Here is a 25,425-nt window from a genome sequence, read left to right as displayed (position 1 = left end):
CCAGTGGAACGGGCGCGCTGACGCGATCATCGGCGCACTAGGCTCCGCCGGGCAGCTTCGTCTCGGGCACCTTCAGCGCATCGGCCAACCGCTGCTTGGCCGAGCCGGGGCGCAGCGGCTGCTGCTGGCTGTCATGCGGCGCCCAGCCGGTGAGGAAGATCAGCTCGAAGGTCGCGCGCAGCCGACCCTCGGGTGTGGCGAAGGCGCGGGCATAGGCCTCGGCGAAGGCGGCCAGCATCGCACGGCTCATCGGCCGGCGCAGGCGGGCGGCCAGCGCATTCGTCTCGCCCATGCCGCGCAGGTCGCGGATCAGCCCGGACAGGTCGCGGTACTCGATGGTCTGCACGGCGCTGTCGGCCACCGGCAGCGCCAGCCCCGCGCGCTGCAGAAGCGCGCCGAGGTCGCGGATCTCGCCCATCGGCAGCACGCGCGGCGACAGCCCGCCCGCCACCGCGATCTCGGCCTCGGCCAGAGCGCTGCGCGCCTCGTTCAGGGTGCGGCCGCCGAACATCACCCCCAGGAACAGCCCGTCCGGCGCCAGCGCCCGCCGGCACTGGATCAGCTGGCCCACCGGATCCTCGGCCCAGTGCAGGCCCATGGCATGGATCACCAGATCCTGCGCACCCTCCTGCAGGTCCAGCACCTCTGCATCCGGGATCACCCGCACCCCCGGCAGGATCGCCTGCCACGGCCCGGCGAAGGGCGCGACCACGACCGGCGCCATAAACGTCCTGTTAACCTCGGCCAGCCTTTCCTCGATCTCGGCGGCGGCGGTCTCGTGCAGGAACAGTTCGGGCCCGGCGCGGCGGGCGCGGGCGCGATGGGCCAGAAGGGCGGCGCGGTCGGTGAGGGCAGGGGGGCTCGACATGGTCGCGGACACTAGCCTCATGCGCGCGCAGGGGAAAGCGCTGGCGCGGCGGGCGCTGCGGCTGGCCTTCCCGCCGGCCTGCGCCGGCTGCGGCACGCCCGTGGCGGACGAGGGCGCGCTCTGCGGCAGCTGCTGGCAAGAGACGGTGTTCCTGACCGGCCTCGTCTGCGACCTGTGCGGCGCCGCGCTGCCCGGCACCTCCGACCGCGCCGAGCAGTGCGACGACTGCCGCCGGATCCCACGGCCCTGGGCGCGCGGACGGGCAGCGCTGGGCTATGCCGGGCGCGGGCGCGACTTGGCGATGCAGCTGAAACACGGCGACCGGCTCGAGCTGGTGCCGATGCTCGCCGGCTGGATGGCGCAGGCGGCGGCACCGCTGATCCTGCCCGGGATGGTCGCGGTGCCGATCCCCCTGCACTGGCGCCGTCTGCTGCGCCGCCGCTTCAACCAGTCGGCCCTGCTCGCCCAGGGGGTGGCGCGCAGGCTGCATCTGCCCTGCTGCCCCGACGCGCTCCTGCGCTCGCGCGCCACCCCCAGCCAGGAGGGCCGCTCGCCCGACGAGCGATTCGCCAACCTCGCCGCGGCGATCGCCCCGCACCCGCGCCGCCAGTCCGCGATCGCCGGCCGCCCGGTGCTGCTGATCGACGACGTGATGACCTCGGGCGCGACCTTCGCCAGCGCGACCGAGGCGCTGGGCCGGGCCGGCGCCGGCCCGGTGCATGTGCTGTCGCTGGCCCGCGTTGCGAAGGACGGCTGAAAGACTATAGTCCCGGGGTCGAAAGGAACCCCGCATGCCTGCTGCCGCCCGTGTCGAGATCTACACCACCCCCTGGTGCCCCTACTGCCTCTCCGCCAAGCGGCTGCTGACCGGCAAGGGGGTGCTGTTCGAGGAAACCGACGTCTCGGGCGACCCGGCGCTGCGCCGCGCGATGACCGAGCGCGCGGGGGGCCGCACCTCGGTTCCGCAGATCTTCATCGACGGGCTGCATGTCGGCGGCTCGGACGACATCCATGCGCTGGATCATGCCGGCAAGCTCGACGCGCTCCTGGGGCTCGGCGCGTGAGCGCGCGGCAGGACGGCTGAGATGGCCACTCCCGTCGATCCGGGCGCCGATCCCCTGGCCGCGGCGCTTTTTGCCGAGGTGTTCATGGCGGACCAGCTTGCCCGCACCGTCGTGTCCAAGGCGCTGCCGAAGGGCATGGAGATCTCGCATTTCTCGGTGCTGAACCACCTCGCCCGCGCGCAGGAGGAACGCACCCCCGCGCAGCTCGCCCGCACCTTCCACGTCACCCGCGGCGCGATGACCAACACGCTCTCGAAGCTCGAATGGGCCGGCCACATCCACATTCGCCCCGACTGGGACGATGCACGACGCAAGTTCGTGGCGATCAGCCCCGCCGGCCGCGCCGCCCGCGACGCGGCCCTGGCCGCCCTCTCGCCGGTGATCGGCGAAGTGGTGAAGGCCGTGGGCGTCGAGAAGGTCCGTGCCGTCCTGCCGGTGCTGCGCGAGCTGCGCCTCCGCCTCGGCGCCGAGGACTGACCGCCCCATCGACTTTGACAAAATATCCCGGGGGTGAGGGCGCAGCGCCCCCTGTCTTCCCGCTTTCGCATTGGCGAAAATATCCCGGGGGAGTCCCGGCACGGGACGGGGGCAGCGCCCCCTCTGCCCTCACCGCGGCCGCAGGCTCGCGGTCACGTAGTTCACCGACAGGTCGCGCTCCGACAGCGACCAGCTCCAGCTCACCGGGTTGAACACCATGCCCTGCCGGTCGACCGGCTCCATCCCCGCCCCGCGCAGAAGCCCGTAAAGCTCTTCCGGAGTGATGAACTTCTGCCAGTCATGGGTGCCCTTCGGCAGCCAGCGCATAACCCATTCCGCGCCGATGATCGCCATCAGGAACGACTTCGAATTGCGGTTCAGGGTCGAGCACAGCATCAGCCCGCCCGGTTTCAGCAGGTCGTGGCAGGCCCGCAGGTACGAAGGCGGATCGGCCACATGCTCGACCACCTCCATGTTCAGCACCACGTCGAACCGCTCGCCCGCCGCCGCCAGCGCCTCGGCGGTGGTGTGGCGGTAGTCGATCGCCAGACCCGACTGATCGGCATGGATCCGCGCCACCGGAATGTTGCGCTCGGCCGCGTCGGCGCCCACGACCTCGGCCCCCAGCCGCGCCATCGGCTCGGACAGAAGGCCGCCGCCGCAGCCGATGTCCAGCACCCGCAGCCCCGCGAAGGGCGCGGGCGCCGACAGGTCGCGCCCGAACTCGCCCGCGATCTGCGTGGTGATGTAGTCCAACCGGCAGGGGTTCATCAGGTGCAGAGGCTTGAACTTGCCATGCGGATTCCACCAGTCGGCCGCCATCGCCTCGAACTTCGCGACCTCTGCCGGATCGACCGTCGACATGGGGCTGGCATCGGACATGAGGGGCTCCTTCGGTGGCGCGGCCCCGGCGCCTGATCGGGTGGCGGGGCGGATCGTTTCGGTTATATAGTCCGCTCATGGACAGGAACGCAGGCCAAAAGCGCAGCGGGATCCCCCCGCTCTATCAGGCGACCGAACCCTTCGACCAGCGCATGCTCGCGGTCGGAGAAGGTCACACGCTTTACGTCGAACAATGCGGTCTCCGGGACGGGATCCCGGTGATCGTGCTGCACGGCGGCCCGGGTGGCGGCTGCTCGCCGGCGATGCGGCGCTATTTCGACCCGAGCACGTTCCGCGCCGTCCTCTTCGACCAGCGCGGCTGCGGCCGCTCGCGGCCCCATGCCTCGGTCGAGGCCAACACCACCTGGCATCTCGTCCGCGACATCGAGACGATCCGCCAGACGCTGGGCATCGACCGCTGGATCGTCTTCGGCGGCAGCTGGGGCGCGACGCTCGCGCTGGCCTATGCGCAAAGCCACCCGGAACGGGTGATGCATCTCGTGCTGCGCGGCGTCTTCCTCGCGCAGCGCTCCGAACTCGACTGGTTCTACGGCGGCGGCGCCGGGGCCTTCTGGCCGGATCTCTGGCGCGATTTCTGCCGCCCGATCCCCGAGGACGAGCGCGGCGACATGATCGGCGCGTATCACCGCCGGCTGTTCTCGGGCGACTACGGATCCGAGGCACGCCACGGCCGGATCTGGGCCAACTGGGAAAACGCGCTGGCCGCGATCGAGCATGACGGCCCACTGGGCGAGGCCGCCTCGGACTATGCCCGCGCCTTCGCCCGGATCGAGAACCACTATTTCCACAATGGCGCCTTCATGGACAGCGACGGGCAGCTTCTGAAGAACCGCCACCGCATCGAAGAGATCCCCGCCGACATCGTGCAGGGCCGCTACGACATGATCTGCCCGCCGGTCTCGGCCCACCGGCTTGCCGATGGCTGGGCGCGGGCGGAGCTGCGCATGGTGCCGATGGCCGGGCATGCGCTGTCGGAACCCGGCATCAGCGCCGAGCTGGTGCGGATCATGGACGGTCTCGCCCAAATCCACGGCTGAAATCGCTGACATTTGCGCGAGCGCGGGCGCTTCGGGGCCCCTGCTATGTCCTGCGACGATTGTGCGGCTTTAATGATTCCTTAAGTTCCCTCGGTCCGGCGCTGGGGCCGGACCCCCGGGGAACCACCCATGACGAGTGACGGACAAACGACCGCACCAAGCCGCAGCGAGGCGCGCGGCCTGTCCCATGCCCGCGAGATCGAGGGCCACCTGACCGCGCTCGACAGCTTCGCGCCGATGGCGCTGGGCGTCCTTTCGGTCGCCTCGGGGATCTACACCTACCTCGGCGTGCGCTCGCAGCTCGACGGCACCGGCGGCATGACCTTCTTCGCCGCCGTCGCCTATTCGCTGGCGGTCTCGGTCGCGATCTTCGTGTTCTGGAGCTACATGGTCCGGCTGGTGCCCGCGATGCGCTCGGCCCGCGACCGGCTGGGGATGCTGCTGACCATGGGCCTCGGCTCGGCGGCGATCATCGCCATGTCCAGCTGGCTGAACGCCGCGGCGCTGGCCGGCGCGGCGGCGGTAGAGCAGCACCTGGCCGAGACGGTGCAGGACTACCAGACCGAGCTTGAACTGGCGAACCGCGTCGCCGTCGCCGGCCAGTCGCTGCAGCTCGACGTCGCCCGCGCGCGGCAGAGCTTTCAGGACCTCTCCGCGCAGGAGGCCACGGGCGATCTGTCGGGGACCGCGGGCCGGGGCGCGGTGTTCCGGGTGCTGACCCAGAAGGCCGACGAGCTGTCGGGGCTGGAAAGCCAGATCGAAGGGCAGGGGCCGCAGATCACCGCCGCTTTTGAGGAGGGCAACGCGATCCTCAGCCGCATGCGCGAACTAACCGCGGGGGCGGGCGACGTCAACGAACGCTCGGTGCGCTTCGCCGAGGAATCGGTGCGCCTCGCCGGTCTGATCGCGCAGCTGCGCCAGCTGTCGGTGGCGCCGCTCGTGGACCGGGCGGCGCAGGACCTGTCCGCCTCGGTGGTGCTGCCGGCTCTGGACGGCTCGACCGAGGCGATCCGCTCGGGCCAGCAGACGACCATCGATTCGGTTCTGGGCCTGCTGAAGCAGCGCGCCGACACGCTGCGCGCCGCAGCGCAGGCGGTGATGGCGATGCCGGTGCCGGAAGAGACCACCTATCAGCCGATCTCGACCGCCGAGGCCGTGCTGCGTTATGCGGGCGACTTCATCCCCAGCTGGGCGGGCGCCATCGCTATCGACCTGCTGCCGGCGGTGCTGGTCTTCATGATGATGGTCGCGCAATCGGCGATCCGTGCGCATCGCGATCCGATCGACCCGCGCGAGACGATGACGCTGGCCGAACTGCGCGCCGCGATGGCCGCGCTGCGCGAGATCGAGGGCGCGGGCGCCCCGCCGCCCGCGTCGCCACAGCCGCCGGGCGACAGGCTGCAGCCCGAGACGCCGGACAATGTCGCCTCGCTCGACCGCGGGCAGCGCCGGCCATGACGGCGCTCGCCCGGGGCTGGACGCAGGCCCGCGTGCTCAAGGCGATGCTCGGCCTGCAGATCGCGCTGGCGGGCGTCATCGTCGCGGGCGACGTGATGACCGCCTATCCGGGCCTTCTGCCCGGCGGCGACCCGGCACCGGCGACCGAGGTGCCGGTGCGCCCCGGCGACCAGACGCGGCGCTTCAGCCCCCGCCTGTTGCCCACCGACCGCCCCGCCGGCCCGGGCTTTCCGCGCCGCGACGCGGTGCCAAGCCGGCTGAGCTTCGAGCGCGCGACCATCGCCGGTGTCCCCGACACGCTGCTGCTGACGGGCGCGATCGAGCCCGGCGACGCCGCCCGCTTCACGCGCGAGCTCGAGGGCTGGGCCACGCCCCCCGCGGCGGTGGCGCTGCACAGCCCCGGCGGCTCGGTCAGCGACGCGCTCGAGATCGGGCGCGCGATCCGCGCCGCGGGCCTGCCGACGGTGATGGCGGCGGGGGCCTCGTGCTTTTCGGCCTGTCCCTACATCCTTGCCGGCGGCACCGAGCGGCGCGTGGACCGCGCGGCGCGCGTCGGCGTGCACCAGCACTATTTCGGCGAGAACAGCCTGATGCCGGCCTTCACCGCGGTGTCCGACGTACAGGCGGGGCAGGCCGAGGTGATGGGCTACCTGCACGACATGGGCATCGACCCGATGGTGATGTCGAAGGCGCTGGCGACGCCGCCCGACGACATCTACATCCTGCTGCCCGAGGAGCTGACCGACTGGCGCGTGGCCACCCAACTGGTCGAGTGAGCTTGCCTTCGCCGCCCCCGCGCGCCAGCCTGCCGCCAACCAAGGAGGCTGGCATGGCGAAGATCGCGGTGATGGGGGCAGGGGCCGTCGGCTGCTACTACGGGGGCATGCTGGCGCTGGCCGGCGAGGCGGTGACGCTGATCGGGCGCCCGGGGCTGGTCGCGCAGGTCCGCCGCGAAGGGCTGATCTTCGAGAAGGGCGGCGAGACGCGTCTGCTCCCGATGGCCGCGACCGAGGGGCCCGAGGGCGTGGCCGGGGCCGAGATCGTGCTGTTCTGCGTGAAAAGCGCCGATACCGAAGCCGCCGGGCAGGCGATGCTGCCGCATCTGGCGCCGGGCGCGGTGGTGCTGAGCCTGCAGAATGGCATCTCGAACGCGGAACGCCTGTCGGCAGTGCTGGGCCGGCCGGTGATCCCGGCGGTGGTCTATGTCGCAAGCCAGATGGGCGGCGCGGGCCATGTCGTTCACCACGGCCGGGGCGAGCTGGTCCTGGGCGAGGAGCCGGGCGCGGACGGGGCGGCGGCGGTGCTGAATGCCGCCGGCATCGGGACCGAGGTTTCGGCCGGGGCCGCGGTGGCGATGTGGACCAAGCTGGTGATCAACTGCGCCTTCAACGCGCTCTCCGCCTCGACCCTGCAGCCCTATGGCCGCATCGGGGCCGAGCCCGGCGCACTCGAGACCATGCGCGCGATCGTCGCCGAATGCCGCGCCGTGGCCGGTGCCGAGGGGATCGCGCTGCCCGACACGCTCGAGGCGCAGGTCGAGGCGATCACCCGCTCGATGGCCGGTCAGATCTCGTCGACCGCGCAGGACGTGACCCTGCGCAAGCCGACCGAGATCGCCTTCCTGAACGGCGAGATCGTCGCGCGCGGCGACCGGGCCGGGGTGCCGGTGCCCCTGAACCGCGCGCTGAGCGTGATCGTGCGCCTGATCGAGGCGCGCTACCGCGAGCCTCAAACTTCCTGATCGGGTCGCGCTACCGCGCCCTCAGGCCTCCTGCGCGGCGGCCTGCAGCGCCTCCCAGACGCGCAGCGGCGTCGCGGGCATCGCGAAATCGCGCACGCCCCGGCCCGCCAGCGCGTCGCAGACCGCGTTCATGCCCGCGGCAAGCCCGCCCACCGATCCGGCCTCGCCCACGCCCTTCACCCCCAGCGGGTTCAGCGCGGTCGGCACCGATTCGAAACCGGTGCGATAGACCGGCAGGTCGGTCGCGCGCGGCATCGCGTAATCCATGAAGCTGCCCGACAGCACCTGCCCGTCGTCCGACAGCCGCACCTCTTCCGCCAGCACCTGGCCAAGCGCCTGCGCGATCCCGCCGTGCAGCTGCCCCTCGGCCAGTTGCGGGTTCAGCACGCGGCCCACGTCCTCGACCGCGGAATACGAGCAGATCGCGACCTGCCCGGTCTCGGGGTCGATCTCGACCTCGCAGACATGGCAGCCATTCGGGAAGGTGGCCTGCTCGGGCTTGAAGCTGCCCCGCGCCAGCAGCGGCGTGCCGCGCCCGGCGGCCAGCCGGCCAAGCTCGGCCAGCGTCATCGAGCGGTTCGAGCCGGGCAGGCGGAAGGTGCCCTCGTCGAACTCGAGCGTCTCGGGCGCTGCGTCCATCTCGGCCGCGGCCAGCGCGCGGGCGGTGGCGATCAGCCCGGTCGAGGCCTCGAGCACGGCCGAGCCCGCGACCAGCGTGCCACTCGACCCGCCCATGCCGCGGCCCTCGGGCAGCAGGTCGGTGTCGCCCTGCACGAAGATCGCGCCCTCGGTCGGCAGGCCCAGCCGCTCGGCCGCCAGCCGGATCAGCGTCGTGGCCATGCCCTGCCCGGCCGAGAAGCTGCCGCCGCCGACGCGCAGCCGCCCCTCGCCGTCGATCTCGATCAGCGCGTGGTCGCGGCCGGGGGTGTTGTAGGGGCCGCCCGCCGTCTCGATGCAGAAGGCAACGCCCAGCCCGCGCAAGAGGCCCTTCGCCTCTGACGCCAAGCGGCGGGCCGGGAAGCCCGCGACACCGGCCTGCGCGAGGCCCGCGTCCAGCACGCGGGCGAAGTCGCCGCTGTCGTAGTCGAAGAGGAACGGCGATTTCCACGGCATCGCCGCGGCGGGGATCAGGTTGCGGCGGCGCAGTTCGACCGGGTCGATGCCGGTCTGGCGCGCGGCCAGATCCACGAGACGCTCCATGACGAAGGTGGCCTCGGGCCGGCCCGCGCCACGATAGGCCGCGACCGGGACAGAGTTCGACAGCACGCCCGTCACCGCGCCGAAGATCACCGGCGTGGTATAGGGGCCGGCGACGCCGCCGAAGTTCAGCACCGGCGGCAGCGAGCGGGCGCTGGCATAGGCGCCGATATCGGCCTGAAGCTCGACCGACAGCGCGGTGAAGCGCCCTTCGGCATCAAGGCCCAGCGCGGCCTCAACGTCGAGATCGCGCCCGGCTTCGTCCGACAGGAAGCTGTCGGCGCGGTCGGCCTGCCAGCGCACGGGGCGGCCAAGGCGGCGGGCGGCCCAGAACAGCACCATCTCTTCGCGCAGCGGGCCGGCCTTCATGCCGAAGCTGCCGCCGACATGGCCGGTGCGGACGCGGATCTGCTCGGCGGGCAGGCCGAAGGCCGCAGCCAGTGATCCGCGCAGGCCCTGCGGCGCCTGATGCGAGGGGAACAGCTCCCACCGCCCGTCGGGCAGCGGCGCGGCGGTGGCCGCGCGCGGCTCCATCGGAACGGCGGTCACCCGGGTGACGCGGGTCTGCATGCGCACGACATGCGCGCTTTCGGCCAGCGCGGCATCGACCCCGGCCCTGTCGCCCGCGGCCCAGCGATAGCCGATGTTGCCGGGTCGCCCGTCATGGACAAGGGCCGCGCCCTCGGCCAAAGCCGCCGCGGTGCCGATCACCGCCGCGCGGTCGATCCAGTCGAGGCCGATCGCCTCGGCCGCGTCCATCGCCTCGGCCCGGGTGGTGGCGACGACGATGGCCAGCGGCTCGCCGACGAAGCGGATATTGCCGGCGGCCAGCAGCGGGCGCGGGGTGCTTTCCCAGACCTCGCCCTCGGGGCCGGTCAGGGCCATGGGAACCTGCACCGGGCCCACGCCATCCGCGGCCAGATCCTCGGCGGTGAACACGGCCGCAACGCCGGGCATCTCGCGCGCGGCGTCAGCGTCGATCGACAGCCCCTCGGCGGCGGCGACCATGCTGCGCAGGAAGACCGCGTGCAGCGCGTCGCCGGCAGGAAGGTCTGCCGCGTAAAGCCCGGTGCCCTGCACCAGCGGGCCATCCTCGAGCGCCCGCCCCAGCGGTGCCGATCCCGGTGCTGCCATCATCGCCTCCTGTGGTCTGTCCGGCGGGGCCCTTGGAAAAAGGGGGGAACAGCCCGCGTGCCGGCGCGCGCACCCTGACGCCGCGGCACGGCGGGTGCAAGGCCGCGGGGCGGGAAATGGTGTCGCGGGTACAATGCTGTCCGAGGGTCGTGCTGGCGGCTGGCGAAGCCGTCAGGCGGCGCCGCGGCGGGGGCTTTCTGCAACGTCGTCTCGCCCTGCCTCCGCCTGCCCTGCCTCCGCCTGCCCGGACAACCGCTGTTCCCAGCGTTCCGTGAAGCGGGCGAAGAGCGTGGCAAAGGCCGCGACTTCGTCGGGCGCCCAGTCCGCGGTGATCTCGGAGATCACCTCGTGCTTCACGCGGCGGATCTCGGCCACGAGCCTTTCGGCGAATTCGGTGCGGTGCAGGACGCTGCGCCGGGCATCGGCCTGCGAGGCCGCGCGGCACAGAAGCCCCTTGTCCACCAGATCGCTGACCAGCCGGCTTGCCCGGCTGGGGTCGACGCGCAGCCCGCGGGCGACATCGCCCACCGTCACCTCGTTGCCCTCTCCGGCGCCTGCCGGCGGCACGAGGCCCAGCACGTCCAGCACCGACAGCTCGAGCCCCGGCGCGACATTTGCCAGCGCCGCGCGCCCGATCAGCCGGCGTCCGATCAGCAGCCGCAGCCGCCCCATCGTCGCCGAGATGTCGTCGGTCAGCGCCTCGCGTGCCTCGTCCATCGGTTTCCGTTCCGTCCAGTTGTGTGCCATTGACAAATACATGACTTTGGCACAGATATGCAATCATCCGGTCGCGCCAGCCCGCCCTCCGGCCCATCCCCTTCGAAAGATGCGCAGATGACGTTCGGAGACTCCAGCGAAACCCCGTCTGGCCTGACGCGGCAGCGCCGCCTTGCCGTGTTCTGCTTCCTGATGGTGAGCATGTTCATGGCCACGCTCGACAACCAGATCGTCTCGACCGCGCTGCCGACGATCGTGGGCGAGTTCGGCGCGATCGAGCGCTTCGGCTGGATCGGCTCTGCCTACCTTCTGGCAATGAGTGCGACGATGCCGCTTTACGGCAAGCTTGGCGACATGTTCGGGCGCAAATACGTGATGATGGCGGCGGTGACGATCTTCACGCTGGGCTCGCTGGCCTGCGGGATGGCCTGGTCGATGGAAAGCCTGATCGCGGCGCGGGTGCTGCAGGGCCTGGGCGGCGGCGGGATCATGGTGTCGATCTTCGCGGTCAATGCCGACCTCTTCGCGCCGCGCGAGCGGGCGCGGTACCAGAGCTTCTCGAGCCTCGTGATCATGGCCTCGGGCAGCGTCGGGCCGTTCATCGGCGGCACACTGAGCGAGGCCTTCGGCTGGCGGTCGATCTTCCTCGTGAACCTGCCGGTGGGCATCCTCGCGCTGAGCGGGCTGTTCCTGCTGCTGCCGTACCGCCGGCCGGACCGGACGCCGAAGATCGACGTGGCGGGAGCGGCGCTGCTGGCGCTGGCGATCTCCTGCGTCGTGCTTTTCGCGGATGCCGGGCAGGTGCTGGGCGGCTACTTCAGCCCGGCGGGGCTGGGGCTGATCGTGCTGGCGGCGGTGTCGGTGGGACTGTGGATCCGGGTCGAGCGGCGCGCGGCCGAACCGATCGTGCCGCTGGCGCTGTTCCGCGATCCGACCTTCCCGCTGATGCTGCTGGTGGCGATGTGTTCGGGCGGGGTGGCGATCGGGATGGTCAATTACCACGTGCTGTTCCTGCAGATGACCACCGGGCTCAGTCCGGCCCATGCCGGGCTGTTCTTCATCGCGGTGACCGGCGGGATCGCTGCCGGCTCGCTGAGCGCGGGGCGGATCATCGAGGCCTCGGGACGCTACAAGCCGGTGCTGCTAGTGGGGATCACGCTGAGCGTGGCGATGCTGGCGGTGCTGTCGCAGCTGCATGCGGGCACGGCGCTGTGGGTGATCGCGGCGGTGCTGACGGTGCAGGGCGTGGCGATCGGGCTGGGGCAGCAGGCGCCGATCATCGGGGTGCAGGCCTCGGCGCCGCGGCGCGACGTGGGCGCGGCGACGGGGGCGGTGACGCTGACGCGGATGGCCGGGGCCTCGCTGGCCATCTCGATCTACGGGGCGATCGTGGGGGCGAGCCTTGCCGGGCAGCGCGGGGCGGTGGCCGGGGTCGAGGATATCGCGCGGCTGACGCCGGACCGGATCGCGGCCCTGCCCGAGGCGGCGCGGCTGGCGATCGCGGGGATCTATTCGGGCGCCTTCACCCATGTCTACCTGGCGGCGGCGGGGATCGCGGCGCTGGGGCTTCTGGCGGCGCTGATGCTGCGCCCGGTGACGCTGGCCGCGGCACGTCCCGCGGCGGCTCCGGCGTCGGCGAAGGCCGAGGTCGCGCCCGCGGAATAGGGGCGGAGTGCCGGGGGGAGGGCTCCCCCCGGACCCCCTACATCACTGGCGGGCGACGCAATCGGCGAAGTGGTGGATCTGCCCGTCGGCGCCGACCTCCTGCACGAGGCCGTGGATGTCGGTTTCGAACCCCGGGCATTCGCGCGCGAATTCGCGGTTGAACTTCAGGTATTCGACGATCTTGCGGTTGAAGACCTCGCCCGGGATCAGGAGCGGGATCCCCGGCGGATAGGGGGTGACGAGGCTGGTGGTGATCCGGCCTTCCAGATCGTCGATCGCCACGCGTTCGGTCTTGCGCGCCGCGATGCAGGCGAAGGCATCCGTCGGCTTCATCACCGGCGACAGATCGCTGAGATACATGTCCGTCGACAGCCGCGCCACGTCGTACTTGGCATAGAGCCGGTGGACATGGGCGCAGAGGTCCGCCAGCCCCATGCCTTCGTAGCGCGGGTGCTTCTGGCAGAACTCGGGCATGATCCGCCACATCGGCTGGTTGCGGCCGAAGTCGTCCTTGAACTGCTGCAGCGCGGTCAGGAGCGTGTTCCAGCGGCCCTTGGTGATGCCGATGGTGAACATGATGAAGAAGGAATAGAGCCCGGTCTTTTCCACCACCACGCCATGCTCGGCGAGGTACTTGGTCACGATCGAAGCCGGGATCCCCCATTCCTCGAACCGGCCGTCCATGTTCAGCCCCGGCGTCACGATCGTGGCCTTGATCGGGTCGAGCATGTTGAACCCGGGCGCCATGTCGCCGAAGCCGTGCCAGGCATCCTCGCCGTCGCGCTGCACGCCATCGGCATCGGTGCGGCGCAGCACCCAGTCCTTGGTGCGGCCGATCCCTTCCTCTTCCAGCTCGTCCGGGCCCCAGACCTGGAACCACCAGTCGTTGCCGAATTCCTCGTCGACCTTGCGCATCGCCCGGCGGAAATCGAGTGCCTCCATGATCGATTCCTCGACCAGCGCGGTGCCGCCCGGCGGCTCCATCATCGCCGCGGCGACATCGCAGGAGGCGATGATCGAATATTGCGGCGAGGTCGAGGTGTGCATCAGGTAGGCCTCGTTGAAGAGGTGACGGTCGAGCTTCACCTCCTGGCTGTCCTGCACCAGCACATGGCTGGCCTGGCTGATGCCGGCCAGAAGCTTGTGCACCGACTGCGTGGCATAGGTGACCGACTGGCGGGTGCGGCCGCGCTTGCGGCCCATCGCGTGATAGGTGCCGTAGAACGGGTGGAAGGCCGCGTGCGGCAGCCAGGCCTCGTCGAAATGCAGGTTCTCGACATAGCCGTCGAGCAGGCCCTTGATCACCTCGGTGTTGTAGAGGACGCCGTCATAGGTCGACTGCGTCAGCGTCAGGATCCGGGGTTTCACCGTGTCCGCATCGACGCCTTCCAGAAGCGGGTTGGCGCGGATCTTGGCCTTGATCGTCTCGATCTCGAATTCCGAATGGGGAATCGGGCCGATGATGCCGAAATGGTTGCGCGTCGGCTTCAGGAACACCGGGATCGCCCCGGTCATGATGATCGAATGCAGGATCGACTTGTGGCAGTTGCGGTCCACGACCACCACGTCGCCGGGCGCCACGGTGTGGTGCCAGACCATCTTGTTCGAGGTCGAGGTGCCGTTGGTGACGAAGAAGCAGTGGTCGGCGTTGAAGATCCGCGCCGCGTTGCGTTCCGAGGCACCGATGGCGCCGTTGTGGTCCAGAAGCTGGCCCAGTTCCTCGACCGCGTTGCAGACATCGGCGCGCAGCATGTTCTCACCGTAGAACTGGTGATACATCTGCCCGATCGGCGACTTCAGGAAGGCGACGCCGCCGGAATGGCCGGGGCAGTGCCACGAGTATGACCCGTCCTCGGCGTAATCCAAGAGCGCCTTGAAGAACGGCGGCTGGATCGATTCGAGATAGGTCTTCGCCTCGCGGATGATGTGACGTGCCACGAATTCGGGCGTGTCCTCGAACATGTGGATGAAGCCGTGCAGCTCGCGCAGGATGTCGTTGGGCAGGTGCCGCGAGGTCTTGGTCTCGCCGTAGATGTAGATCGGCACGTCGGCATTCTTCCAGCGCACCTCCTCGATGAAGCTGCGCAGGTTCAGCACGGCGGGATCGAGGTCGGGGCCGGGGGTGAATTCCTCGTCGTCGATCGACAGGATGAAGGCCGAGGCGCGCGACTGCTGCTGGGCGAATTGCGAGAGGTCACCGAAGGAGGTGACGCCCAGAACCTCGAAGCCCTCGGCCTCGATCGCCTCGGCCAGGGCGCGGATGCCCAGGCCCGAGGTGTTCTCGGACCGGTAGTCCTCGTCGATGATCACGATCGGGAAGCGGAATTTCATGAGCCTCTCCTGGCCGGTGGCGCGAGTGAGTCCGGCGGGGCCGGGGGCTGCGGGGGCCGGGCGGTCGCGGGCGGCCGCCGGGTCGGGTGTTTCTTTCCCTATGTGCCGGGACAGTCAAGTTGCGTCCCCTCAACGGTGTGAGAGGCCGGCGGGTCCGCGCGATGTGACAGGAGTTCGTGACGGGAAGACGAAGATGGCCGTCGGGCCGCCGTCGCCGCCAAACGAAAAACCCCGGATGCATCGCTGCATCCGGGGCTTTTCGACTGGTGCCCAGAAGAGGACTCGAACCTCCACGCCTTGCGGCACACGGACCTGAACCGTGCGCGTCTACCAATTCCGCCATCTGGGCCGATGTCGTGGGGCGGTATTTACGGAGGGCGCGGGGGGGTGTCAACGGCATCCGTGACGAATTTTTGCGCGACCTTAGGGAAGGCAGGCTAGGACAGGGGGCGCCACGGGCTTTGCGCCTTGTCCGTCTGGTGCGATCGGGATAAATCACACGCAATTGCAAGGCGTCACGGGGGGTCGCGCCCATGTCCAAGCTTGTTACCATCTTCGGCGGGTCCGGTTTTGTCGGGCGGTATGTCGCCCGCCGCATGGCCAAGGCCGGCTGGCGCGTCCGCGTCGCCTGCCGCCGCCCGAACGAGGCGCTGTTCGTGCGCCCCTATGGCGCTGTCGGCCAGGTCGAGCCGATCCTGTGCAACATCCGGTCCGAGGCCTCGGTGGCCGCGGCGCTGGCGGGCGCGGATGCGGTGGTGAACTGCGTGGGCATCCTGGCGGAAGCCGGCAAGAACCGTTTCGACGCGATCCAGGCCGAGGGCGCGGCGCGTGTCGCGCGGCTGGCGAAGGCCGCGGGCGTGCAGCGTCTGGTGCAGATCTCGGCGATCGGCGCGGATGCGGGCTCGGCCAGCGCCTACGGCCGCTCGAAGGCCGCGGGCGAGGCTGCGGTGGCCGAGGCCTTCCCGGGCGCGGTGATCCTGCGTCCCTCGATCATCTTCGGGCCCGAGGATCAGTTCTTCAACCGCTTCGCCTCGATGTCGCGCTTCGGGCCGGTGCTGCCGCTGGTGGGCGCCGAGACGAAATTCCAGCCGGTCTTCGTCGAGGACGTGGCTGCGGCGGCCGCGCAGGCGGTTCTGACCGGGGTGCCGGGTGGCGTCTACGAACTGGGCGGGCCCGAGGTGATGACCTTCCGCCAGATGATGCAGCTGATGCTGAAGACCATCAACCGCCGCCGGCTGATCGTCGACATGCCGCGCCCGGTCGCCGGGCTGATGGCGGGCGTGCTGGACGGAGTGCAGGCGGTGACCGGCGGGCTGCTGGCCAACGGCACGCTGACCCGCGACCAGCTGAAGAACCTTGGACATGACAACACCGTGAGCGCGGGCGCCCGCGGGTTCGAGGTCTTCGGCATCGTGCCGGCCACGGCAGGCTCGATTCTGCCCAGCTACCTGTGGCGGTTCCGGCCGTCGGGGCAATACGACGCGATCAAGGCCTCGGCCAAGAACCTGCGCGCCTGAGACCCCGCGGGGCTGGACCTTCGCGGGTCCGCCCTACATGCTGCGCCGCGGCGGTTGCGCCGTTGACGACAGAGCAGGGTTAGAATGAGCGATACATTGCTGGTGGCCGCCTTCCTGGGCATCCTTGAAGGCCTTACCGAGTTCATCCCCGTTTCCTCGACCGGGCACCTGCTGCTGGCGGCGCATTTCCTGGGCTTCGAAAGCGCCGGGAACGCCTTCGAGGTGGTGATCCAGCTGGGCGCGGTGCTGGCGATCCTGGGCGTCTATGCCGCGCGGATCGTGCACATCCTGGCCACCGCCGGCTCCGACCCGCGCTCGCGCCGGTTCATCGCGGCGGTGCTGATCGCCTTCGCCCCGGCGGTCGTGATCGGCGTGCTGGCGCATGACTTCATCAAGACCGTGCTGTTCGAGACGCCGATGCTGATCGCGGTGATGCTGATCCTGGGCGGGATCGTGCTGCTGGTCGTGGACCGGCTGCCGCTGAGGCCGCGCTATCACGCGGCCGAGGACATCCCGCTGAAGACGGCGCTGGGCATCGGCTTCATCCAGTGCCTGGCGATGATCCCGGGCACTTCGCGCTCGGGCTCGACCATCGTGGGCGCGCTGCTGCTGGGCGTCGGCAAGCGTGCGGCCGCCGAATTCTCCTTCTTCCTGTCGATGCCGACGATGGTCGGCGCCTTTGCCTATGATCTCTACAAGAACCGCGATGTGCTCGATTCCGCGGCACTCGGTGAGATCGGGGTGGGTTTCGTCTGCGCGCTGATCGCTGCGGTCTTCGTGGTGCGCTGGCTTCTGGGGTATATCTCGAAACACGGATACGCGCTGTTCGGATGGTGGCGAATCATCGTCGGTGGCGCCGCCCTTGCCCTTCTTTTGGCGGGGTTCTGAGGGATAGGTTAGCAATGCTGACCTGATTTCAGGCCGATCGGGGTGGGGAGACGCCTCGAGGGGCCAAAAATCCGCAGAATAGGTCAGCACTGCTTACTTTTCATCGCGGGCAGGCCAGTGTAGCAAGGCGCGGATACTCCCGAGGAGGCGCAGCCAATGGCCCAGCAACGCATGCTCCAGTTCGTCACCGTGGCGAAGGAAACGCCCGAGAAGCGCGATGCCAGCGTGCGGTCTCAGGATTTCAACGAGATTTACCGCGAGTACGCCGAGCGCAAGGCCGCCGAACAGGCCGGCCGCTGCAGCCAGTGCGGCGTGCCCTACTGCCAGGCGCATTGCCCGCTGGGCAACAACATCCCCGACTGGCTGCGGCTGACCGCCGAGGGCCGCCTGCAGGAAGCCTATGAGCTGAGCCAGGCGACCAACACCTTCCCCGAGATCTGCGGCCGCATCTGCCCGCAGGACCGTCTGTGCGAAGGCAACTGCGTGATCGAGCAGTCGGGCCACGGCACCGTCACCATCGGCTCGGTCGAGAAATACATCACCGACACCGCCTGGGACATGGGCTGGGTGAAGCCGCCGAAGCCCCATACCGAGCGCACCGAAAGCGTCGGCATCATCGGCGCGGGCCCCGGCGGGCTGGCGGCGGCGGACATGCTGCGCCGCAAGGGCGTGCAGGTCACCGTCTATGACCGCTACGACCGCGCGGGCGGGCTGCTGACCTATGGCATCCCCGGCTTCAAGCTGGAGAAGGACGTGGTGATGAACCGCGTGAAGCAGCTGGAAGACGGCGGCGTGCAGTTCGTGCTGAACTGCAACGTGGGCGTGGACCTGAGCTTCGACGCGATCCGCGGCAAGCATGATGCAGTGCTGATCGCCACCGGCGTCTACAAGACCCGCGATCTGACCGGCCCCGGCGCCGGCGCGAACGGCATCGTCCGCGCGATCGACTACCTGACCGCCTCGAACCGCAAGAGCTTCGGCGACGAGGTCCCGGAATTCGAGTCGGGCGAGTTGAACGCGACCGGCAAGCGCGTGGTCGTGGTCGGCGGCGGCGACACCGCGATGGACTGCGTGCGCACCGCGATCCGCCAGGGCGCGACGAGCGTGAAGTGCCTGTACCGCCGCGACCGGGCGAACATGCCGGGCTCGCAGCGCGAGGTGCAGAACGCCGAGGAAGAGGGCGTCGAGTTCGTCTGGCTGGCGGCGCCGAAGGGCTTCACCGGCGGCGCCGATGTCGAGGGCGTGATGGTGCAGAAGATGCGCCTGGGCGCCCCGGACGCCAGCGGCCGCCGCAGCCCCGAGATCATCGAGGGCGGCGACTATCTGGAAGAGGCCGATCTGGTCGTGAAGGCGCTGGGCTTCGAGCCGGAAGAGATCCCGGCGCTGTGGTCGGTGCCCGAGCTGGAAGTGACCCGCTGGGGCACGATCAAGGCTGATTTCCGCACCCATCAGACCAGCCTGCCGGGCGTCTATGCGGTGGGTGACATCGTGCGCGGCGCGAGCCTTGTGGTCTGGGCGATCCGGGACGGCCGCGAGGCCGCCGAGGCGATCCTGACCTACCTCGCCCAGCCCTCGACCGTCGCCGCCGAGTGAGCGAAACCGGGGGGTGATCCGCGTACAGCGCGCGTACACCCCCTGTACACCCCCCGCGCGCGGGGGCGGAGCCAAGTCTTAAGCCATTCCGTCAGCCCTGCTGACCTGTCCTGCGAGCGCCGCGACATGCACCTGGCCCGAGCCCTTCCCAGCCTGACCCGCGCGGCCGCCGCCGCGCTGGCCGCGCTGTGGCTGTCGGCGCCGGTGGCCGAGGCCGCGAAGTTCACCCCGCCGCAGGGCTGCACCGCGAAGATGACCGTGCAGATGCGCGGCTGCGTCGTGGGCCATTACTTCACCTGCCAGGGCGAGCCCGCGGGCATGCAGCACGACGTGCTCTATGACAGCGACGGGCCGTTCTATTCCTCGACCGTCGATGCGGAATACCAGTGGATCCGCAGCCAGGACTTCGGGACCGGCACGACGAGCTGGCTGGAGGAGCCGTCGCGGGACGCGGCCTCGTTCTCTGGCCTGCTGACCACGAGCGAGGACAGCTACGATTTCACCACGCTCTCGGACACGGGCGAGCGCAACCGATACCGCGGCGTCGACCGGCTGACCGGCCAGACGCGGGTGATCGACGGCGTGACGCTGGAGATGACCGAGTTCGCGATGGAGGAACAGACCGAGGACGGGACCACCAGCGCGCGGCGCTGGGGCAACCAGTTCATCCAGCGCGACTGGCGGCTGTTCTTCTCCGGCCCCGAAACCTATGCCGACGAGGCCGGCCAGCTTCCCATCGACAATACGCCGATGGATTTCATCTTCCCCGGAGAGCCGGGGTACCTGTCGACCGTGCCGCTGTTCGACTGCGACGGACTCATGTCGCGTGCCGAGCCGCCCCTGATGGAGGATCTTCCCCATGACCACCTATGATCAATCCTGGGTCGAGGCCGAAGAAGCCAAGCGCAAGTGGATGGCCGAAAACTCGCTGTACCGCGAGGATGACGAGCATGCGTCCTGCGGCGTGGGCCTCGTGGTGGCACTGGACGGCAAGGCCAGCCGCAAGGTCGTGCAGAACGGCATCGACGCGCTGAAGGCCGTGTGGCACCGCGGCGCGGTGGATGCCGACGGCAAGACCGGCGACGGCGCGGGCATCCACGTGCAGATCCCGGTTCCCTTCTTCTACGACCAGGTGCGCCGGACGGGGCACGAGCCCGATCGCCAGAAGCTGATCGCCGTGGGCCAGGTCTTCCTGCCGCGCACCGATTTCGGCGCGCAGGAACGCTGCCGGACGATCGTGGAAACCGAAGTCCTGCGGATGGGCCACTACATCTACGGTTGGCGCCATGTTCCGGTGAACACCGAGGTGCTGGGCGAGAAGGCGAACGCGACCCGCCCCGAGATCGAGCAGATCCTGATCCGCTGCGAGAAGGACATCGACGAGGAGCAGTTCGAGCGCGAGCTCTACATCATCCGTCGCCGGATCGAGAAGGCGGCGATCGCCGCGCAGATCTCTGGCCTCTACCTGTGTTCGCTGTCCTGCCGGTCGATCATCTACAAGGGGATGATGCTGGCCGAGTCGGTGTCGGTCTTCTATCCGGACCTGCAGGACGACCGGTTCGAGAGCGCCTTCGCGATCTATCACCAGCGCTATTCGACCAACACCTTCCCGCAGTGGTGGCTGGCGCAGCCGTTCCGGATGCTGGCCCACAACGGCGAGATCAACACGCTGAAGGGCAACCTGAACTGGATGCGCAGCCACGAGATCCGCATGGCCTCGTCGGCCTTCGGGGACGCGGCCGAGGACATCAAGCCGATCGTGCCGGCGGGGTCGTCGGACTCGGCCGCGCTCGATGCGGTGTTCGAGGTGATGGTGCGCGGCGGCCGCTCGGCCCCGATGGTGAAGACCATGCTGGTGCCCGAGGCCTGGTCGAATTCGGCCGTCGATCTGCCGAAGCCCTGGCGCGACATGTATGCCTATTGCAACGCGGTGATGGAGCCCTGGGACGGGCCGGCGGCGCTGGCGATGACCGATGGCCGCTGGGTCTGCGGCGGGCTTGACCGCAACGGCCTGCGCCCGCTGCGCTATGTGGTGACGGGCGACAACCTGCTGATCGCGGGCTCGGAAGCCGGGATGGTGCCGGTCGACGAGATGCGCGTGAAGGAGAAGGGCGCGCTTGGCCCGGGCCAGCTGATCGCCGTCGACATGAAAGAGGGCAAGCTCTACCACGACCGCGAGATCAAGGACCGTCTGGCCGCCAGCCAGCCCTTCGGCGAGTGGATCGAGAAGGTCACCGACCTGAACGCGATCATGAAGGACGTGCCCGAGAAGGCGCTGTACGAGGCGGGCGAGCTGCGCAAGCGCCAGATCGCGGCGGGCTTCACCGTCGAGGAGCTGGAGCAGGTTCTGGCGCCGATGGCCGAGGACGGCAAGGAGATGATCGCCTCGATGGGCGATGACACGCCCGCCGCGGTGCTGTCGTCGGTCTATCGGCCGCTGTCGCACTTCTTCCGCCAGAACTTCAGCCAGGTGACCAACCCGCCCATCGACTCGCTGCGCGAGACGCGGGTGATGAGCCTGAAGACCCGCTTCGGCAACCTGAAGAACGTGCTGGACGAGAACTCGGGTCAGGCCGAGATCCTGGTGCTGGAAAGCCCGTTCATCGCGAATGCCGAATTCGACGAGATGGTGCGCCAGTTCGGCGAAAGCGTCGCCTTCATCGACTGCACCTTCGCCGCCGGCGCCGGGCAGGAAGCCCTGCGCGAGGGGCTGGAGCGGATCCGGGCCGAGGCCGAGGATGCCGTGCGCTCGGGCGCCGGGCATCTGGTGCTGTCGGATGCAGAGCAGGGCGAAGGCCGCGTCGGCATGCCGATGATCCTTGCGACCTCGGCCGTGCACAGCTGGCTGACCCGCAAGGGGCTGCGGACCTTCTGCTCGATCAACGTCCGCGCGTCGGACTGCATCGACCCGCATTACTTCGCGGTCCTGATCGGCTGCGGCGCGACGACGGTAAACCCCTATCTGGCGCAGGATTCGATCGCCGACCGGATCGGGCGCGGCCTTCTGGAAGGCTCGCTGATCGAGGCGATGCGCAAATATCGCGATGCCGTTGACGCGGGTCTGCTGAAGATCATGGCGAAGATGGGGATCTCGGTCATCTCGTCCTATCGCGGCGGTCTGAACTTCGAGGCGGTGGGCCTGTCGCGCGCCATGGTGGCCGAGTATTTCCCGGGCATGCACAGCCGCATTTCGGGGATCGGTCTGCACGGCATCCAGCACAAGATCGAGGAAACCCACGGCAAGGGCTGGCTGGGTGGCCAGGACGTGCTGCCGATCGGCGGCTTCTACAAGGCGCGCCGCTCGGGCGAGAAGCACGCCTGGGAAGCGCAGACCATGCACATGCTGCAGGCGGCCTGCGACCGCGCGTCCTATGACCTGTGGAAGCAGTATTCGGCCGCGATGCGGGCGAACCCGCCGATCCACCTGCGCGATCTTCTGGACATCAAGCCCTTCGGCAAGCCGGTGCCGATCGACGAGGTGGAATCGATCACCTCGATCCGCAAGCGGTTCGTCACGCCGGGCATGAGCCTTGGAGCGCTGGGCCCGGAGGCGCACAAGACGCTGAACGTCGCGATGAACCGGATCGGCGCCAAGTCCGACTCGGGCGAGGGCGGCGAGGATCCGGCGCATTTCGTGCCGGAGCCGAACGGCGACAACCCGTCGGCGAAGATCAAGCAGGTGGCGAGCGGCCGGTTCGGCGTCACCGCCGAATACCTGAACAACTGCGAAGAGCTGGAGATCAAGGTCGCGCAGGGTGCCAAGCCCGGCGAGGGCGGCCAGCTGCCCGGCATGAAGGTGACGAAGCTCATCGCCCGCCTGCGTCACTCGACGCCCGGCGTGACGCTGATCTCGCCGCCGCCGCACCATGACATCTACTCGATCGAAGACCTTGCGCAGCTGATCTACGATCTCAAGCAGATCAACCCGCGCTGCAAGGTGACGGTGAAGCTGGTCTCGTCCTCGGGCGTGGGCACGATCGCGGCCGGCGTGGCGAAGGCCAAGGCCGACATCATCCTGATCTCGGGCCACAACGGCGGCACCGGCGCCAGCCCCGGCACCTCGATCAAATACGCGGGTCTGCCGTGGGAGATGGGCCTGACCGAGGCGCATCAGGTTCTGGCGATGAACAAGCTGCGCGAGCGGGTCACGCTGCGCACCGATGGCGGGCTTCGCACGGGCCGCGACATCGTCATCGCCGCGATGATGGGCGCCGAGGAATACGGCATCGGCACCGCGGCGCTGATCGCCATGGGCTGCATCATGGTGCGCCAGTGCCAGTCGAACACCTGCCCGGTGGGCGTCTGCACGCAGGACGAGCGCCTGCGGGCGAAGTTCACCGGCTCGGCCGACAAGGTGGTGAACCTCATCACCTTCTACGCTCAGGAGGTGCGCGAGATCCTGGCCGCGATCGGGGCGCGGTCGCTGGATGAGATCATCGGCCGGGCGGACCTGCTGACGCAGGTGAGCCGCGGTGCGGCGCATCTGGACGATCTGGACCTCAACCCGCTGCTGATCACCGTCGATGGCTTCGACAAGATCGTCTACGACCGTTCGAAGCCGCGCAACTTCGTGCCCGACACGCTGGATGCGGAGATCGTCAAGGACGGCAGCCGCTTCTTCGAGGAAGGCGAGAAGATGCAGCTGTCCTATGCCGTGCGGAACACCCACCGCACGATCGGGACGCGGGCGGCGAGCCACATCGTGCAGAACTTCGGCATGCGCAACCAGCTGCAGCCCGACCACCTGACGATCAAGCTGTCCGGTTCCGCCGGCCAGTCGCTGGGCGCCTTCGCGGCCCCGGGCCTGAAGATCGAGGTGCAGGGCGACGCGAACGACTACGTCGGCAAGGGCCTGTCGGGCGGCATCATCGTGGTGCGTCCGCCGATGGCCTCGCCGCTGGTCGCGGCCGAGAACACGATCATCGGCAACACCGTGCTCTACGGGGCGACCGACGGGTTCCTGTTCGCGGCCGGCCGGGCGGGCGAGCGCTTCGGCGTCCGCAACTCGGGCGCGACGGTGGTGATCGAGGGCTGCGGGTCGAACGGCTGCGAGTACATGACCGGCGGCAAGGCGGTCATCCTCGGGCGGATCGGCGCGAACTTCGGCGCCGGCATGACCGGGGGCATGGCTTATGTCTATGACCCGGAAGGCACGGCCGAGGACATGATGAACCTCGAAAGCCTCGTGACCTGTGGCCTTGGCCACCCGCATTGGGAAGCCGAGGTGAAGGGCCTGATCGAGCGCCACGCACGCGAGACGGGCTCGGTGAAGGCCGCGCAGATCCTGGCCCACTGGGCCGAGGAGCGGGCGAACTTCATCCAGGTCTGCCCGAAGGAGATGCTGGTGCACCTGCCGCACCCGCTGACCGACGAGCCGCAGGCCGTCCCGGCCGAGTGACATTGTCGCCCGGGTGAGATCGTCAGGGGGCGCGGCGCAGGCCGCGCCCCTTTTCGCATGGCGCCCGGTGAGAGGCCGAGCGGGGCGTGACTGGCTGTCGGCATCGTGCGGCAGAGGCGCCGTGTCGTGCGCGGAGCGTCAGTGGCTGATCTCAAATTGGGCATCGGCGGGATCGACGCCGTGCGACACATTAAATTTGGATGAACCAATTGCGATCGACTGCTGCGACTGCATAAACTCTCAGGCATTGTGCCGGACCACTGAGATCTGGCGACGTGCGAGTGTGGCGGCTGATGCCGTCGGTGGTGAAGGTATTAGGTCGATGCGTTTCCAGTCGAGGCGGTTCCCGTCAGTCAATCGCGCTCGCGACGAAGCACTAGAGGCATCCGTTCTCGAGGAGGTCGGTGCCGGAGACCCTCCGGCCGCGCCGCGTCTCGCCGTGATCATCAGCTGCTACAATTACGAACGCTATGTGCGCGAGGCCATCGACAGCGTCCTGCAACAGCAACGCGACGATTGCGAACTTGTGGTCGTCGACGATGGTTCGAAGGATCAGTCCTGGGCGGTCATCACGGCGTCGGGCGTACGCGCGGTCCGGCTGCGCAATCTTGGCCAGATCGGCGCGTGCCGCGTCGGACTTTCCCGCACGACGGCACCGTTCGTGCTGTTTCTGGATGCCGATGACATTCTGAAACCGGGCGCTCTCGAGACTATCATCGGACTGCTCGACGACGAGGTTGCCAAGCTGCAGTTTTCCTTGAGCCGGGTCGGTGCCGATGGCGAATACCTTGGAGAAGCGCTTCCCTCGCTTCGGGCGTTCAGGGATCGCGCCGCGCTTCAGGAAAGCGTTTTCAGCACGGGAACCTATACCTCGCCGCCGACCTCGGGGAACGTCTTCAGGCGCGATCTGTGCGCCGTGCTGGCGGAGGTCGATTACGACACCGCTCTTGATGGGGTGATCCTGTTCATGGCGCCGTTCTTCGGCGATGTCGTGAGCCTGACCGACGAGCTGGGCAGCTATCGCATTCATGGCGGGAACTATTCCGCCCAGGGACAGCGTCCGCAGAAGCTGGTGATGGAGCGTGATATCGAGAGATTCGCGCGTCGCACCGAGCACCTCCGGGGCATCCTAGATGACCTCGGCGTTGCGGCGAAGATGGTCCCGACCGACAGGATGTACTTCTACATCGAGCGCAGGATCTGCGCGAACCTCGCAGGAGATCTGCGGCCGGGCATGGGGGAAGTGTGGCGGGCGTTTGCCGCCGCGAAGCACCTCAGCTGGAGCGCGAAGACCCGCGTCGCGATGACGGCCTTCTATCTGATGGCAGCAGTGCTGCCGCTGCGACGGGCGCAGAATCTGATGGCGTACCGGTTCACCTACGGTCAGCGCTCGGTCCGCGGGATGATCAGCGCCATGCTGCTGAGATCCTGAGGCAT

19 protein-coding genes and 1 tRNA gene are annotated in these 25,425 nt (G+C 69.1%); 14 read left to right on the top strand and 6 right to left on the bottom strand.

Features of this window, described 5'->3' with window-relative positions; genetic code table 11:
• Window positions 1–37 precede the first annotated feature (37 nt).
• Window positions 38–868, bottom strand: coding sequence for a methyltransferase domain-containing protein (locus V8J36_RS03915; RefSeq protein WP_336465930.1), 831 nt, complete (start codon window positions 866–868; stop codon window positions 38–40).
• Here V8J36_RS03915 and V8J36_RS03910 point away from each other — a divergent pair.
• From V8J36_RS03910 to V8J36_RS03900, 3 genes are read left to right on the top strand one after another with little or no spacing between them, the layout of a single operon-like run.
• Complete coding sequence (locus tag V8J36_RS03910) at window positions 867–1,625, top strand: ComF family protein (RefSeq protein ID WP_336465929.1); 759 nt, start codon at window positions 867–869, stop codon at window positions 1,623–1,625. The genes V8J36_RS03915 and V8J36_RS03910 overlap by 2 nt on opposite strands.
• Before the next feature lie 34 nt (window positions 1,626–1,659).
• The gene (gene grxC, locus V8J36_RS03905; RefSeq protein WP_336465928.1) at window positions 1,660–1,932 is read left to right on the top strand and encodes a glutaredoxin 3; all 273 of its coding nucleotides are present in this window, start codon (window positions 1,660–1,662) and stop codon (window positions 1,930–1,932) included.
• A 21-nt stretch (window positions 1,933–1,953) separates the two neighbouring features.
• A complete protein-coding gene (locus V8J36_RS03900) occupies window positions 1,954–2,409 on the top strand; it encodes a MarR family winged helix-turn-helix transcriptional regulator (protein WP_336465927.1) in 456 nt (151 codons plus the stop codon).
• Window positions 2,410–2,538: 129 nt separating this feature from the next.
• Here the strand turns inward: V8J36_RS03900 and ubiG are convergent, their stop codons facing one another.
• Complete coding sequence (gene ubiG / locus V8J36_RS03895; RefSeq protein WP_442902454.1) at window positions 2,539–3,291, bottom strand: bifunctional 2-polyprenyl-6-hydroxyphenol methylase/3-demethylubiquinol 3-O-methyltransferase UbiG; 753 nt, start codon at window positions 3,289–3,291, stop codon at window positions 2,539–2,541.
• Between the two features lie 77 nt (window positions 3,292–3,368).
• Here ubiG and pip point away from each other — a divergent pair, with 77 nt between their 5' ends.
• From pip to V8J36_RS03875, 4 genes are all read left to right on the top strand, one after another.
• Complete coding sequence (gene pip, locus V8J36_RS03890; RefSeq protein ID WP_336465926.1) at window positions 3,369–4,349, top strand: prolyl aminopeptidase; 981 nt, start codon at window positions 3,369–3,371, stop codon at window positions 4,347–4,349.
• A gap of 129 nt (window positions 4,350–4,478) precedes the next feature.
• The gene (locus V8J36_RS03885; RefSeq protein ID WP_336465925.1) at window positions 4,479–5,807 is read left to right on the top strand and encodes a hypothetical protein; all 1,329 of its coding nucleotides are present in this window, start codon (window positions 4,479–4,481) and stop codon (window positions 5,805–5,807) included.
• Window positions 5,804–6,583, top strand: a complete 780-nt coding sequence (locus V8J36_RS03880; protein ID WP_336465924.1) for a hypothetical protein — start codon at window positions 5,804–5,806, stop codon at window positions 6,581–6,583. The genes V8J36_RS03885 and V8J36_RS03880 overlap by 4 nt, the downstream gene beginning before the upstream one ends.
• A gap of 53 nt (window positions 6,584–6,636) precedes the next feature.
• Complete coding sequence (locus V8J36_RS03875; protein WP_336465923.1) at window positions 6,637–7,548, top strand: ketopantoate reductase family protein; 912 nt, start codon at window positions 6,637–6,639, stop codon at window positions 7,546–7,548.
• 21 nt (window positions 7,549–7,569) lie between these two features.
• On the opposite strand, the gene V8J36_RS03870 is transcribed toward V8J36_RS03875, so the two are convergent.
• Both V8J36_RS03870 and V8J36_RS03865 read right to left on the bottom strand, forming a co-directional pair.
• Window positions 7,570–9,879 carry a xanthine dehydrogenase family protein molybdopterin-binding subunit gene (locus V8J36_RS03870; RefSeq protein ID WP_336465922.1) on the bottom strand — a complete coding sequence of 770 codons (2,310 nt, stop codon included), beginning with the start codon at window positions 9,877–9,879 and terminating at the stop codon, window positions 7,570–7,572.
• 171 nt (window positions 9,880–10,050) lie between these two features.
• Window positions 10,051–10,596, bottom strand: a complete 546-nt coding sequence (locus V8J36_RS03865) for a MarR family winged helix-turn-helix transcriptional regulator (protein ID WP_336465921.1) — start codon at window positions 10,594–10,596, stop codon at window positions 10,051–10,053.
• 117 nt (window positions 10,597–10,713) lie between these two features.
• On the opposite strand from V8J36_RS03865, the gene V8J36_RS03860 reads away from it, so the two are divergent.
• The gene (locus V8J36_RS03860; RefSeq protein ID WP_336465920.1) at window positions 10,714–12,261 is read left to right on the top strand and encodes an MDR family MFS transporter; all 1,548 of its coding nucleotides are present in this window, start codon (window positions 10,714–10,716) and stop codon (window positions 12,259–12,261) included.
• A gap of 42 nt (window positions 12,262–12,303) precedes the next feature.
• Here the strand turns inward: V8J36_RS03860 and V8J36_RS03855 are convergent, their stop codons facing one another.
• Both V8J36_RS03855 and V8J36_RS03850 read right to left on the bottom strand, forming a co-directional pair.
• Entirely contained in the window at window positions 12,304–14,592 is a 2,289-nt protein-coding gene (locus V8J36_RS03855; protein ID WP_336465919.1) for an arginine/lysine/ornithine decarboxylase, read from the bottom strand.
• A gap of 264 nt (window positions 14,593–14,856) precedes the next feature.
• Window positions 14,857–14,941 (bottom strand) — tRNA-Leu (locus tag V8J36_RS03850).
• 184 nt (window positions 14,942–15,125) lie between these two features.
• On the opposite strand from V8J36_RS03850, the gene V8J36_RS03845 reads away from it, so the two are divergent.
• The 6 genes from V8J36_RS03845 to V8J36_RS03820 all read left to right on the top strand — a co-directional run bounded on the left by V8J36_RS03845 (window position 15,126) and on the right by V8J36_RS03820 (window position 25,420).
• Window positions 15,126–16,109 (top strand): complex I NDUFA9 subunit family protein, encoded by a 984-nt coding sequence (locus tag V8J36_RS03845; RefSeq protein ID WP_336465918.1) that lies wholly within the window; start codon window positions 15,126–15,128, stop codon window positions 16,107–16,109.
• A gap of 84 nt (window positions 16,110–16,193) precedes the next feature.
• Window positions 16,194–16,997 (top strand): undecaprenyl-diphosphate phosphatase, encoded by an 804-nt coding sequence (locus V8J36_RS03840; protein ID WP_336465917.1) that lies wholly within the window; start codon window positions 16,194–16,196, stop codon window positions 16,995–16,997.
• Between the two features lie 156 nt (window positions 16,998–17,153).
• The gene (locus V8J36_RS03835) at window positions 17,154–18,590 is read left to right on the top strand and encodes an NAD(P)-dependent oxidoreductase (protein WP_336465916.1); all 1,437 of its coding nucleotides are present in this window, start codon (window positions 17,154–17,156) and stop codon (window positions 18,588–18,590) included.
• Window positions 18,591–18,716: 126 nt separating this feature from the next.
• Entirely contained in the window at window positions 18,717–19,463 is a 747-nt protein-coding gene (locus V8J36_RS03830) for a hypothetical protein (protein WP_336465915.1), read from the top strand.
• Window positions 19,450–23,988, top strand: coding sequence for a glutamate synthase large subunit (gltB, locus tag V8J36_RS03825; protein ID WP_336465914.1), 4,539 nt, complete (start codon window positions 19,450–19,452; stop codon window positions 23,986–23,988). Before V8J36_RS03830 ends, gltB begins: the two co-directional genes overlap by 14 nt.
• Window positions 23,989–24,310: 322 nt before the next feature.
• A complete protein-coding gene (locus tag V8J36_RS03820) occupies window positions 24,311–25,420 on the top strand; it encodes a glycosyltransferase family 2 protein (RefSeq protein WP_336465913.1) in 1,110 nt (369 codons plus the stop codon).
• The last annotated feature ends 5 nt before the right edge of the window (window positions 25,421–25,425 follow it).

This window comes from Frigidibacter sp. MR17.14, from assembly GCF_037095735.1.
GTDB lineage: Bacteria > Pseudomonadota > Alphaproteobacteria > Rhodobacterales > Rhodobacteraceae > Frigidibacter.
This window is presented reverse-complemented; position numbering and strand designations above follow the sequence as displayed.